This window comes from Saccharopolyspora oryzae (assembly GCF_027853915.1).
GTDB classification, from domain to species: Bacteria; Actinomycetota; Actinomycetes; order Mycobacteriales; family Pseudonocardiaceae; genus Saccharopolyspora; species Saccharopolyspora oryzae.
This window is the reverse complement of the sequence record NZ_JAQGLA010000075.1, coordinates 24,628-36,570: the sequence shown is the minus strand read 5'-3', so window position 1 is coordinate 36,570 and position 11,943 is coordinate 24,628. Positions and strand designations below refer to the sequence as shown.

Sequence of the window (11,943 nt, the reverse complement as noted above, 5' to 3'; positions counted from 1 at the left end):
TACTTGTGTCAAGTTATCTCGGCGTGCTCGTGCTTCTGCTGCCGAAACCGGCTGGAGCGAGCGGAGGAGTGGGGACGCCCGTACCGGGCTGGCCGCGAGGAACCCGTGCACGAGATGACGGGTGGGCAGCACGACTTGAGCGGGCGCTGCTCGTGGCACCAGCCCGCTTCGCGCGAAATGCCCCGGGCGGGGCGGGGAGTCAGTCGGTGTTCTCGGCGTAGATGCGGAGGCGGAGCTCCCTGGCCTTGGTCATGTGGTCCCGGGCCAGGTCGTGGGCCCGGTCGGCGTCGCGCTGCTCGATCGCTTCGATGATCGCTTCGTGCTCGTCGATCGCTTCCGCCCAGCGGCCCGGGGCCGCCAGGGTGGTGGCCGGGTAGCGGGTGAGGTGATTGTTGAGGCGGGTGAGCAGGTCGACGATGGTGCCGTTGTGGCTGGCCGCCCAGATCGCCTCGTGCACAGCCAGGTTCGCCGCCGCCATCGCCGACGGGTCCGATGTGGACGTCGCGACCATCGCCTTCTGCGCGCGGGCGATCCGGACCAGGTCGAAATCGCTGCGGCGCTGCGCCGCGGCCGACGCGGCGGTCGCCTCCAGCGAGATCCGCACCTCGTAGATCTCCAGGATCTCCTCGGGGCTGCGGGTGCGGACCCGCATGCCCGGTCACCGCGTTCGACCAGGCCGTCCTGCTGGAGCCGGCGCAGCGCCTCGCGCACCGGCGTCCGGCTGGTCCCGTAGCGCTCCGCCAGCGCGAGCTCCACCAGCGCGGCACCCGGTTCCCAAGTGCCGTCGACGATCTCGGCGCGCAGCTGGTCGTACACCTCGGACAGCTCCCCTCCCCGGATCGAGCCCACGCCAGTGTACGGCGGTACGCATCACCGCCGCGCCCGACGCCGGACCGCGGGCAAGAGCACGGGGAGCAGCAACGACAGCGCCACCACCGTCCACAGGACGACCGTGATCGGCCCGGACACCAGGATCGACGGGTCCCCTTCGGACAGCACGAGCGCCCGGCGCAGCTGCTGCTCGGCGATGGGGCCCAGGATCAGCCCGACGATCGCCGGGGCCGGCGGGATCGACGCTTCCCGCATCAGCAGCCCGAGCAGGCCGAGACCGCAGAGCACCAGCAGGTCGGCCGTCGTGCCACCGGCGGCGAAGGCGCCGAGCGCGGCGAACACGAGCACTCCCGCGTAGATGGTGTGCGGCGGGATGGTCAGCATGCGCGCCCACAGCTTCACCAGCGGCAGGTTGAGGACCAGCAGCATCACGTTGCCGACGTAGAGGCTGGCGATCAGCGTCCACACCAGCGGACCGGACTCCTCGAACAGCTCCGGGCCCGGCTGCAGGCCGTAGGACTGGAACGCGGTGAGGATCACCGCGGCGGTCGCCGAGGTCGGCAGGCCGATGGTCAGCAGCGGGACGAGAACGCCCGCCGCAGCAGCGTTGTTCGCCGCTTCGGGTCCCGCCACGCCTTCGATCGCGCCGTTGCCGAAGTCCTCGGGGCGGCGGGACAGCTTCTTCTCGACGGTGTAGCTCAGGAACGTCGGGACCTCGGCGCCACCGGCGGGCAGGCTGCCGATCGGGAAGCCGAGCGCGGTGCCGCGCAGCCATGCCGGCCACGAGCGGCGGAGGTCCTCGCGGGACAGCACCGCCCTGCCTCGCACGGGTTGCACGGTCGAGTGCCCGGTCGTGCTGATGAGCCGGGAGAAGGTCTCGCCGAGCGCGAACAGCGCGACCACGACGATGACGACGTCGATGCCGTCGAGCAGGGATTCCGCGCCGAACACCAGCCGCGGTTGCCCGGTCTGGGAGTCGATGCCGATCAGGCCGATGGTGATGCCGACCAGCAGGCTCGCCACGCCCTTGAGCAGGTTCGGCCCCAGCAGCGCGGAGACGGTGGTGAACGCGACGGCCATCAGCGCCACGTACTCGGGCGGTCCGAAACCGGTGGCGAAGTCGGCGACCAGCGGTGCCAGGAAGGTCAGGGCGACGGTGCCGATCGTGCCCGCCACGAAGCTGCCCAGCGCAGCGGTGGCCAGCGCTGCCGCGGCTCGTCCGGCCCGCGCCATCTTGTTGCCCTCGAGCGCCGCGATCATCGACGCGCTCTCACCAGGTGTGTTGAGCAGGATCGAGGTGGTCGATCCGCCGTACATCCCGCCGTAGTAGATCCCGGCGAACAGGATCAGCGCGCTGGACGCCTCCAGCCGGAAGGTGATCGGCAGCAGCAGGGCGACGGTCAGCGCCGGTCCGATGCCGGGCAGGACGCCGACGGCGGTGCCGATCGTGACGCCGACCAGCGCCCACAGCAAGTGCGACGGGGTCAGCGCCCCGGCGAAACCGTCGAGCAGGAGTCCGATCTGGTCCATCTCAGAACCCCCAGGGGCCGGCGGGAAGGGTGAGCCCGATGATCCGGTCGAACACGACGAACACCACCGCGGCCAGCGACCACCCGTGGGCGACGATCTGCCAGCCGCGCGGAGCGCCGAGCAGCAGGGCAGCGGCGACGAACAGGCCTGCTGAGGTCACGACGTAACCGAGCACCGGCAGCAGCAGCGCGAAGGCCACCAGGGCCGCGACCAGCGCGGCGAGGCGCAGCGCCGCGTGCTGCCGAAGCGGCTGGTCGGTGGCGGCGGTGCGCAGCGCGGCTGAGGAGCGCAGTGCCAGCGCGAGGCCGACGACGCCGAGCAGAACGCCCAACGCCAACGGCACCGCGGCCGGACCGGCCGCGCCCTTCCCGGTGTCGGGCAGCGCGAGTGCGTCGATGATCACGAGGATCGCGGCGACGACCATCAGGCCGCCGAAAACCGTTGAGCTGAGCGCTGTTCTGCGTTCTTGCGGTTCTGCCGCCATCATCGCCTCCCCAGGCCGATCTCGCCGAGCAGCTGGGTCACCCGGGCTTGCTCGGAGCGCACGAACTCCTCGAACTCCGGACCCGCGAGCGTCGCGTCGCCCCAGCCTCGACGGGCCAGCGCTTCTCGCCAGGCGGGCGTTTTCGTCATGTCCAGCAGCACCTGTTCCAGCGCCTGCTCCTGTTCGGCGGAAATGCCCTTCGGGGCGACGACTCCGCGCCAGTTCTGCAGTTCCACGTCGAGCCCGACCTCGCGCAGCGTCGGCACGTCCGGCAGTTCCGGCAGCCGCTCCGGGCTGGACACGGCCAGCGCGCGCACCTGGCCCGCTTCGATCTGCGGCCGGATCTCGGACACCCCGGAGATGCCGAGCGAGGAACGACCGGACAGCAGGGTGGTGAGCGCTTCGCCGCCGCCGGAGTGCGCCACGTAGCTCACCCCGGACGGATCGGCTCCGACGGCTTTGGCCAGCAGTCCGGCGAGGATGTGCTCGACCCCGCCCGCGGACCCGCCCGAGATCGACACCGCGGGCAGGTCGGCGCGCATCGCCTCGGCCGCGGCCGGCATGTCCCGCAGCGGTGAGTCCGCGGCGGCCACGACGACCTGGTAGTCGGTGGTGAGCCGGGCCAGCGGAACGGTCTCGGAGAGCGAGTGCGGGGAATCGTTCGTCTCGACCGCGCCGATCATGATCAGCCCGGTCGTCATCAGCTGGCTCGGATCGCCGTGGTAGCGGGTGAACTGGCTGAGCCCGATGGTGCCGCCCGCGCCGCCGACGTTGTAGACCTCGCTGCGGCCCACCAGATCGCGCAGCGCGGTCTGCATCTCGCGGGACGTCTGGTCCCAGCCGCCACCTGGCGCGGCGGGGGCCATGATCCGCAGCTGCTTGCCGTCGAGCACCTTCGCGGCGGCGCTCGATCCGACGTCGTCGCCGGGTTCGGTGGCGACCAGCGCGCCGGTGGCGAGAACGGCGACCACCAGCGGCGTCCACCGGGTCCATCTTCGGCCGGGTGCGTCGTCCTGGGACTTGCTGCTGGGCATAGAGCGTCAGTGCTCCCTCTGGTCCGTCCTGGACTTCGTGGTGCACGACTGTATACAGTCACATGCAATCGGATACAAGGCCTCGAGGAGGACGAATGCGACCGGATGCCGGTGCGGCGGTTGACGTCGTGGTGGTCGGCGGCGGCAACGCCGGGTTCAGCGCTGCGCACGCCGCGGCCGAGCGCGGGCGCCGAGTGCTCCTGCTGGAGAAGGGCGCGCAGTCGGAGGCCGGCGGCAACAGCTACTACACGGCAGGCGCGTTCCGGATCGTCCACGGCGGCCTGGACGACGTCGCCGACCTGCTCGATCCCGACGAACGGCACGCCAACTCGGTACTGCCGCCGTACACCGCGCAGGACTTCGCCGCCGACATGGCGAAGGTGACCGGGGGGCGCAACGACCGGACGCTGACCGAGGTGCTGATCGGCGACAGCCAGGACGCGCTGAGGTGGTTGCACGGCAAGGGATTGCGCTTCCGGCTCATGTACGAGCGGCAGGCCTACCCGGACCGCGAGCAGCGGCAGGTCTTCTGGGGCGGGCTCGCGGTCGGCAGCACGGGCGGCGGCAAGGGCCTGATCGAACAGCACACGGCCGCGGCGCGGAGCGCGGGTGTGGAGATCCGCTACGGGGTGCGCTGCCAGCGGCTGGTGCTCGAAGACGGCGTCGTCACCGGTGTGGAATGCGTTGACGCGGAAGGGAAGCGCGAGGTCGTGCGCGCGGAATCGGTGGTGCTGGCCGCCGGCGGTTTCGAAGCCGACGCCGAGCTGCGGCGCAAGCACCTCGGCGAGGGCTGGCACCGAGCCAAGGTCCGCGGCACCCCGCACAACACCGGCGACATGCTCACCGCCGCGATCGAGGCGGGCGCCGGGACCCACGGCGACTGGAGCACCTGCCACAGCGTGGCGTGGGACGCCTGGTTCGAGCAGAACGAGAGCAACCGCGAGTTCACCAACCAGCTCACCCGCGGCGGCTACCCGCTGGGCATCGTGGTCAACGCGCGCGGCGAGCGGTTCCTCGACGAGGGCTCGGACTTCCGCAACCTGACCTACGCGAAGTACGGGGCGCGAATCCTCGAACAGCCCAGTGGCTCGGCGTTCCAGCTCTTCGACGCCACGACGCGTCCGTGGCTGCGCGCGGAGGAGTACGACATGCCGGGTGCGTCGGTCGTCGTGGCCGACACCGTCGAGGAACTCGCCCGCGGTATGGGAGTTGACGCCGGAGCGCTGCAGAAGACCGTGGCGGAGTTCAACGCGGCCATCGACCGCTCGGTCCCGTTCGACGCCGCGGTGCTGGACGGCCGTCGCGCCTCGGTGGCGCCGCCGAAGTCGAACTGGGCGCTCCCGCTGGAAACCGCGCCGTACTACGCGTTCCCCGTGACCTGCGGCATCACCTTCACCTTCGGCGGGCTGCACGCGGACACCCGGGGCCGGGTGCTCGACGAGGCGGGGGCGCCGATCCCGGGCCTGCTCGTCTGCGGCGAGATGCTCGGCGGCCTGTTCAGCGGGAACTACCCGGGCGGCACGGGCCTGACCTCGGGTGCGGTCTTCGGCAGGCGGGCCGGGGCTTCGGCCTGAGCCGGCAGGCGGTTGCTGAGGGCGGCGAACAGGAGCTGGACGAGGTTGCAGAACAGGAGGGCGGTCAGGGTCCACTCGGCGTTGCTGGTGGCATCGGTGAGGGTGCCGATGAGGGCGGGGCCGATCGCGGCGAGCAGGTAGCCGAAGCCCTGGACCATCGCCGACAAGCGGGTCGTCTCGTCGCCGTCCGCTGCCTGCACCGGGATGGCGGCCATCGCGGGGGCGAGGGCCGCCATCCCGACTCCGAGCAGCGCCGCCCACAGGACCGGGGCGGCGGACGGGGCGATGAGCAGGCCCAGCAGGCCGAGCCCGCCGCTGCAGGTGGTCAGCACCATCCAGCGGCCGATGTGCGTGGTCCGGCGGTAGCAGGAGGCCGTGATGACCGCGGACGCGGCGATGCTGACCACGAGGGTGTTGGTGCTGAGCGCGGCGGCCTGGGCGGGATCGGCTCCGGTGGTCCGCAGCAGGACCGGTTGCCAGGACAGCAGGGACAGGGCTTGCAGGGATTGCAGGCCCATGAACGTGGTCAGGTACCAGGCGCCGGGGCTTCGCAGGAGCGGCCGGCGCGGCTTCTCGAGCTGCGGCGCGGTGATTCGCGGCGTGCTGCTCTGCGGAGCCCACAGCAGCAGCGCGAACGCCACCGGGACGATCCACGCGCCCAGTCCGGCTCGCCAGCCGCCGATCTCGGTCAGCCACGGGGTCGTCGCCGTCGCGGTGGCGGCTCCGGCTCCGATCGTGCTGGCCGACAGCATCGTGAGCCCGGCGGCGCGGCGACCGCCCAGCTGCTGGCAGACGGCGGGCAGCAGGACCTGCGTCCCGCCGATCGCGCAGCAGGCCAGTGCGGTTCCCGCGAGCAGCAACCACTGGCCTTCGGCGACGCGGATCGCCTGCCCGGTCAGCAGGAAGCCCAGGAACAGCACGATCCCGGTCTGGGTTCCCATCCGGCGGCGGAGGAGCGGCACGAGGCAGGTCGTCGCGGCGATGCAGAGGCACGGCAGCGCGGTGAGGACCACGACCGCCCCGGTGCCGAGCCCCAGCGCCGCGCGGATCTCGGGCAGCGCCGCGCCGACCGCGGTCACCGAGGTGCGGGCGTTGAACGCCGCCGCCACGATCGCCAGGACCTGCCACCACCGCAGGCGCGCCGGAGGCGCCACCGCGGGGCGGATCGGCAGCGTCTGCTCGGGGGCGGTCGGGGTGAGGGTGGACATAGGTCTTCCGGTGCCTGGCTGCTGGCGGGATGCGCCGACGCGAGATGTTCGCTGCGTCGGGTGACGGCGGGAACCTGATGAGCCCCGAGCCAAGATCATCATAGGCTCCCCGGCTCCGCGCCCGGACCCACCCCGACAATCCACTGTGGACGTCCAAGACCAGCGAATTCAAAGAGCTGAACCCCTCTCCGAAATCCGCGACCACACACCACCCTGCTCGTCCACCCCCCCGACGCCCTCAGTCCCGGGGACTGGCTCCGAAGTCCGGGTTCCGGGGTTCCGCAATTTCAATGGAAATTGGACCTCCGATTTCCATTGAATTTGCGGAAGTTCTCCACAGGGAGCCGGACTTGTCCACAGGTGTCGGCGTGTCGGCACCCGAAGTTCCGTTGAAACCGCAGTTTCAATTGAAACTGCGGACCCGCTCGGGCCGGTGCGGCGGCGGGCTGGGTGCGATTCGTGCGTGGTTGCGTCGGTCTGTTTCGCCGGGGTGGCGCCTGGGGTGGCGACTTCTCGCGAAGGGGCCTGCGGACCTCGGAACTCCTGCTGGGTGGAACCTGCGGTGGCTGGCGACCGGCGGAGCAGGTTAGGCTTGCCTAACGGATTGGTTGCACCGGCGAGCTGAGGAGTCCGATGACGACTTGCCTGACCGTGACCGGCGCCGAGCTGGTGACGCCCTGCCTGCGGCGGGTGTGGTTCCGCAGCGATGACCTGTCGGCGTTCGCGGACAGCACCTGCACCGACAGGTACGTCAAGCTGATCTTCCCCAAGGAGGGCGTGACCTACCCGGATCCGATCGACGTCCGGGCCCTGCGCGGCGTGCTGCCCGCCGAGGACATGCCGGCCGTCCGCACCTTCACGGCCCTGTTCCCCGACGTCGAGGCCGGCACCATGGCCATCGACTTCGTGCTGCACGGCGACGAAGGCGTCGCGGGCCGGTGGGCGGCGTCGGCCGAACCAGGCGACGAGCTGCTCGTCAACGGTCCCGGCGGCGGCTACCGCCCCGACCGCGCGGCCGACTGGCACCTGCTGGTGGGCGACGAGACCGCGCTCCCGGCGATCACGGCGGCGCTGGGCGACCTCGACGAGGACGCCGTGGTCCGCGCGATCGTGCTGGTCGATTCCGCGGCCGACGAGCCGGTGCTCGACGTCCCGCCCCGGGGCGAGGTGACCTTCCTCCACCGGTCCGAGCCCGGCGTGGACGGCGTGCTCGAGGCGGCGGTGCGCGAGCTGGACTGGCTGCCGGGCCGCGTGCACGCCTTCGTGCACGGCGAAGCCGGTGAGGTCATGCGCCGCATTCGGCCGCACCTGCTCCGCGAGCGGGGCCTGACCCGCGACCAGGTGTCGATCTCGGGCTACTGGCGCCAGGGCCGCACCGAGGAGAGCTTCCGCGAGTGGAAGTCCGAATTCGCCCGGCGGGAGGCCGCGGCTCAGTCCTGAGCGGACTTCCCGTGCCGGTGGCCCTCGATGACCGCGCGGGCCGCCGCCGTGGACTTCCGCACGACCTGCTCGGGGGAGTAGCCCTGCTTGGCGAAGACGCCGTCGAGCCAGAACATGCCGTAGCCGTGGGCCTGGGTGAACAGCTGCTCCATCAGCTCCAGCGCTTCCTGCGGGCCGGCGGACACCGCTAGGCACAGCATCAGGAACTGGTCGGTGAGCCGCCGGGTCTGCTCGTGCAGCTCGGCGTGCTTGGCGCCCTGCAGGCCGTCGGCGTAGATGACGTCCATGCCAGCTCGGCGTTCGAGCAGGTAGCCGGTATAGGCGCCCGCTGCTGCGGCGAGCGCGTCCACCTGGTCGTCGTGGTCCGCGACGGCGCTTCGCACGCGCTCCGCGAGTTGGCGCGCGATGGTGGCCGCCGCAGCGGCCAGGAGGCTCTCGCGCTCCGGGAAGTGCCGGTACGGCGCGGCCGGGCTGACCTTCGCGCGCCGCGCCACCTCCGCCACCGAGAAGCCCGCCGGGCCGCGCTCGGCGATCAGGTCGAGCGAGACGCGCACGAGTTCGTCGCGCAGGTCGCCGTGGTGGTACTTGCCGCCCATGTCTCAGGTCACATCTTCCGGTCGGAATATGCGCGTGCGCTCATGCGTCTCCAATGTAAGAGCCCTCTTACAACGGGGGCCGGTTGTTCCTTGGAGGATTTCATGAGCACGATCACGCACGCCATCGCCGCACCGGCGCCGGGCGCACCCCTGGCCCCGACGACGATCGAACGACGTGACCTGCGGCCCGACGACGTGCTGATCGACATCGCCTACGCCGGCATCTGCCACAGCGACATCCACCAGGCCAAGGAGGACTGGGGACAGGCGATCTTCCCGATGGTCCCCGGCCACGAGATCGCCGGTGTCGTCGCCGCGGTCGGCTCGGACGTGACGAAGTACCGGGTCGGAGACCGGGTCGGCGTCGGCTGCATGGTCGACTCCTGCGGCGAGTGCGAGTACTGCCAGGCCGGTCGCGAGCAGTTCTGCGTCAAGGGCAACGTCCAGACCTACAACGGCGTCGGCTACGACGGCGAGAACACCTACGGCGGCTACAGCCAGCAGGTCGTGGTCAAGGACGCCTTCGTGTGCCGGATCCCGGAGGGCATCGACCTCGACGTCGCCGCGCCGCTGCTGTGCGCGGGCATCACCACCTACTCGCCGCTGCGCCAGTGGGGTGCCGGCCCGGGCAAGAAGGTCGCCGTGGTCGGCCTCGGCGGGCTGGGCCACATGGCGGTCAAGCTGGCCGCCGCGATGGGCGCCGAGGTGACGGTGCTCAGCCAGACCCTGAAGAAGCAGGAGGACGGCCTCAAGCTCGGCGCGGAGCACTACTACGCGACCAGCGACGAGTCGACCTTCGAGGTGCTGAAGGGCCAGTTCGACCTGATCCTGAACACGGTCTCGGCGAAGCTCCCGATCGACGCCTACCTCGGCCTCCTGCGCATCGGCGGCGCGATGGTCAACGTCGGAGCCCCCGGCGAACCGCTGTCCTACAGCGCGTTCTCCCTGCTGGGCGGCAACAAGGTGCTGGCCGGATCGATGATCGGCGGCATCGCCGAAACCCAGGAGATGCTGGACTTCTGCGCCGAGCACGGCATCGGCTCGGAGATCGAGCTGATCTCCGCGGACCGCGTCAACGAGGCCTACGAGCGGGTCGAGAACAGCGACGTCCGCTACCGCTTCGTCATCGACACCGCCACCATCGGCGCCTGAGCCGCTGAACGAGCGGGCGCTGCCGCGATCCCCGGGATTCCGGCGGCGCCCGCGTCGTTCGCGGGCTGCGTACGATGCCTGCGCACGACGTCCATTCGCACAGGCGGGTTCGATGAGCACTTCGGGAGCTGCGGCCGGGGGAATTTCGGTCGATGCGGTCCTGGCGCTGCTCGACCTCGCCGCGAAGGGACGACCGGACGAGCACGACGTCGTCGCCGGCGCGCTGGCCGCCGAGCAGCTCGACGCCGCGGCGGTGTCGCAGGTCGGGCAGCGGGTGCGCGAGCTGCAAGGGTCGATGGCCCGGCTGAACCGGCGCGACCAGGAGCTGTCCGCGCTGTTCTCCTGCGCGCGGGAACTCGCCGCGCTGCACGACGTGGACGAGCTGATCACCGGGCTGGTCCACCGCGCGCACGGGCTCGCCGGTACCGACGTGACCTACCTGTCGGAGTTCGACGAGGAAACCCGGGAGCTGCGGGTCCGGTCCACCGCGGGTGCGGTCGCGGCCGCCTTCCAGCAGCTCCGGGTGCCGCCGCACACCGGACTGGCCAGCAAGGTCGTGGAATCGCGTGCACCGCAGTGGACTTCGCACTACGAGCAGCTGCACGACGTGCCGCACGCCGACAGCATCGACATCGCGGTCCGGGCCGAAGGACTGGTGTCCATCCTCGGCGTTCCGCTGATCGCCGGCGAGCAGGTCCTGGGCGTGCTGTTCGCGGCGAACCGCAGCGAGCACACGTTCTCGCCGGAGGAGGTCGCGCTGCTGTCGGCCTTCGCCGACAACGTCGCGGTCGTGCTGCAGACGACCCGACTGCTCGCGCAGGCACGCGATTCCGCGGCGGAGACCCAGCGCGCTTACGCCGAACTCGCCCAGCACGTCGAGGCCATGGAACGCGCTGGTCAGGTGCACGAGGAGCTGACGGAGGCCGTCCTGCGCGGCGGGGGAGCGATCGATGTCGCCCGGACGTTGAGCGCCGCGTTGGAGCGCCCCGTGGTGATCGTCGACGAGAACCACGCCCTGCTCGCATCGTCGGACGGCGGTGCGGCGGCGGTGCTCGACTCGTCGCCCGTCCGATCCGCCCTCGCAGCCAGCCGGCAGTCGGCGAGGTGCACGCTGCTCGACCCGTCCGTGGGGGATTTCCGCGCCGCAGTCGCCGTTCTCGCCGGTGACCTGGTGCTCGGCGGCTTGCTGATCGGTGACGGCGCGGTGGAGCTCGGCGCGGTCGAACAGCGCACCATCGAGCGGGCAGCGCAGATCACCGCGCTGCTCACCCTCAAGCAGGACGCCGTCCGCTACGCCGAGGACCGGGTCCGCGGCGAACTGCTCAACGACGTGCTCAGCCCCGACGTGCGGCGGCATTCGGACCTGGAGCGCCGGCTCCGCGCGCGGCGCGTGCGCCCGGAGGACCTGCGCACGGTCGTGATCGCCGTGCTCGCTCCCGAGCACCGGCGCGCAGCACTGCGCGCGGCCCACGCGCTGGCGGCAACGGCGGGGCTGGCCGGTGAAGTGGAGGGCATCGTCACGCTCGTCGTGCCGGAAGCCGATCCGCGCGAGGTCGCCGCGGCTGTGCGCGACCGGGTGCGCGCGGCCGCGGGGATCGACGAAGTGCTCACCGTGGCCGGACGACCGGCCGGGACGATCGGTGAGCTCAGCGCCCGCTTCGCAGCTGTCCGGGACTGCAGCCGGATCCTCACCGCCCTGGGCGTCGACGCCGCCGCGGCCGATGCCGACGAGTACGCGCCGTACACCTCGATGTTCGCCCGCGAACCGGACGGTGCGCACCAGTTCATCGACCGCATGATCGGCCCCGTTCTGCGCTGGGACGTCGAGCGCGGCACGGACCTGCAGGCCACCCTGCGCCACTTCGTCGACTGCAACGCCAGCCCGGTCCGCACGGCCAGGCTGATGGGCGTGCACACCAACACCGTGCTGCAGCGCATCGACCGGATCACCCACCTGCTCGGTGGTTCCTGGCGCGAACCGGAACCGTTCTTCCGCATCTCCGTGGCGGTTCGCTTGCAGGCGTTGCGGTCCCGCAGCGCTGCGTGATCGGGGAATCGCCGACGGCGATGGACATGTGCGGTCGGTCCACTCGC

General features: G+C 71.3%; 10 protein-coding genes and 1 pseudogene. 4 read left to right on the top strand and 7 right to left on the bottom strand.

Features of this window, described 5'->3' with window-relative positions:
- Positions 1-199 precede the first annotated feature (199 nt).
- The 5 genes and pseudogenes from OU415_RS30360 to OU415_RS30345 all read right to left on the bottom strand — a co-directional run bounded on the left by OU415_RS30360 (position 200) and on the right by OU415_RS30345 (position 3,879).
- On the bottom strand, positions 200-652 hold the full coding sequence (locus tag OU415_RS30360; RefSeq protein WP_270952824.1) for a GntR family transcriptional regulator: 453 nt from the start codon (positions 650-652) through the stop codon (positions 200-202).
- A 14-nt stretch (positions 653-666) separates the two neighbouring features.
- A pseudogene (locus tag OU415_RS38405) lies at positions 667-816 on the bottom strand (GntR family transcriptional regulator); the annotation flags it as partial.
- A 54-nt stretch (positions 817-870) separates the two neighbouring features.
- Positions 871-2,361: a tripartite tricarboxylate transporter permease gene (locus OU415_RS30355; protein ID WP_270952822.1), complete on the bottom strand. Its 1,491-nt coding sequence runs from the start codon at positions 2,359-2,361 to the stop codon at positions 871-873.
- Between the two features lies 1 nt (position 2,362).
- On the bottom strand, positions 2,363-2,845 hold the full coding sequence (locus OU415_RS30350; protein WP_270952820.1) for a tripartite tricarboxylate transporter TctB family protein: 483 nt from the start codon (positions 2,843-2,845) through the stop codon (positions 2,363-2,365).
- On the bottom strand, positions 2,845-3,879 hold the full coding sequence (locus OU415_RS30345) for a Bug family tripartite tricarboxylate transporter substrate binding protein (protein ID WP_270952819.1): 1,035 nt from the start codon (positions 3,877-3,879) through the stop codon (positions 2,845-2,847). The genes OU415_RS30350 and OU415_RS30345 overlap by 1 nt, the downstream gene beginning before the upstream one ends.
- 95 nt (positions 3,880-3,974) lie before the next feature.
- Here OU415_RS30345 and tcuA point away from each other — a divergent pair, with 95 nt between their 5' ends.
- Positions 3,975-5,453: an FAD-dependent tricarballylate dehydrogenase TcuA gene (gene tcuA / locus OU415_RS30340; RefSeq protein WP_270952818.1), complete on the top strand. Its 1,479-nt coding sequence runs from the start codon at positions 3,975-3,977 to the stop codon at positions 5,451-5,453.
- On the opposite strand, the gene OU415_RS30335 is transcribed toward tcuA, so the two are convergent.
- Positions 5,387-6,661, bottom strand: coding sequence for an MFS transporter (locus tag OU415_RS30335; RefSeq protein WP_270952817.1), 1,275 nt, complete (start codon positions 6,659-6,661; stop codon positions 5,387-5,389). The two genes, tcuA and OU415_RS30335, sit on opposite strands and share 67 nt — an antisense overlap.
- Before the next feature lie 633 nt (positions 6,662-7,294).
- Between OU415_RS30335 and OU415_RS30330 the strand changes: the two genes are divergently transcribed.
- The gene (locus OU415_RS30330; RefSeq protein ID WP_270952816.1) at positions 7,295-8,101 is read left to right on the top strand and encodes a siderophore-interacting protein; all 807 of its coding nucleotides are present in this window, start codon (positions 7,295-7,297) and stop codon (positions 8,099-8,101) included.
- On the opposite strand, the gene OU415_RS30325 is transcribed toward OU415_RS30330, so the two are convergent.
- Positions 8,092-8,697 carry a TetR/AcrR family transcriptional regulator gene (locus OU415_RS30325; protein ID WP_270952815.1) on the bottom strand — a complete coding sequence of 202 codons (606 nt, stop codon included), beginning with the start codon at positions 8,695-8,697 and terminating at the stop codon, positions 8,092-8,094. The two genes, OU415_RS30330 and OU415_RS30325, sit on opposite strands and share 10 nt — an antisense overlap.
- Positions 8,698-8,799: 102 nt before the next feature.
- On the opposite strand from OU415_RS30325, the gene OU415_RS30320 reads away from it, so the two are divergent.
- Together OU415_RS30320 and OU415_RS30315 are read left to right on the top strand one after the other, a co-directional pair.
- The gene (locus OU415_RS30320) at positions 8,800-9,849 is read left to right on the top strand and encodes an NAD(P)-dependent alcohol dehydrogenase (protein WP_270952814.1); all 1,050 of its coding nucleotides are present in this window, start codon (positions 8,800-8,802) and stop codon (positions 9,847-9,849) included.
- A 112-nt stretch (positions 9,850-9,961) separates the two neighbouring features.
- Positions 9,962-11,896, top strand: coding sequence for a helix-turn-helix domain-containing protein (locus tag OU415_RS30315; protein ID WP_270952812.1), 1,935 nt, complete (start codon positions 9,962-9,964; stop codon positions 11,894-11,896).
- Positions 11,897-11,943 lie beyond the last annotated feature (47 nt).

What these genes read in the sequence shown, in the direction of transcription:
- OU415_RS30350 (WP_270952820.1), bottom strand. Translation starts at nt 2,845, where the DNA reads ATGGCGGCAGAACCGCAAGAACGCAGAACAGCGCTCAGCTCAACGGTT.
- OU415_RS30355 (WP_270952822.1), bottom strand. Translation starts at nt 2,361, where the DNA reads ATGGACCAGATCGGACTCCTGCTCGACGGTTTCGCCGGGGCGCTGACC.
- OU415_RS30360 (WP_270952824.1), bottom strand. Translation starts at nt 652, where the DNA reads ATGCGGGTCCGCACCCGCAGCCCCGAGGAGATCCTGGAGATCTACGAG.
- OU415_RS30315 (WP_270952812.1), top strand. Translation starts at nt 9,962, where the DNA reads ATGAGCACTTCGGGAGCTGCGGCCGGGGGAATTTCGGTCGATGCGGTC.
- OU415_RS30325 (WP_270952815.1), bottom strand. Translation starts at nt 8,697, where the DNA reads ATGGGCGGCAAGTACCACCACGGCGACCTGCGCGACGAACTCGTGCGC.
- tcuA (WP_270952818.1), top strand. Translation starts at nt 3,975, where the DNA reads ATGCGACCGGATGCCGGTGCGGCGGTTGACGTCGTGGTGGTCGGCGGC.
- OU415_RS30335 (WP_270952817.1), bottom strand. Translation starts at nt 6,661, where the DNA reads ATGTCCACCCTCACCCCGACCGCCCCCGAGCAGACGCTGCCGATCCGC.
- OU415_RS30320 (WP_270952814.1), top strand. Translation starts at nt 8,800, where the DNA reads ATGAGCACGATCACGCACGCCATCGCCGCACCGGCGCCGGGCGCACCC.
- OU415_RS30330 (WP_270952816.1), top strand. Translation starts at nt 7,295, where the DNA reads ATGACGACTTGCCTGACCGTGACCGGCGCCGAGCTGGTGACGCCCTGC.
- OU415_RS30345 (WP_270952819.1), bottom strand. Translation starts at nt 3,879, where the DNA reads ATGCCCAGCAGCAAGTCCCAGGACGACGCACCCGGCCGAAGATGGACC.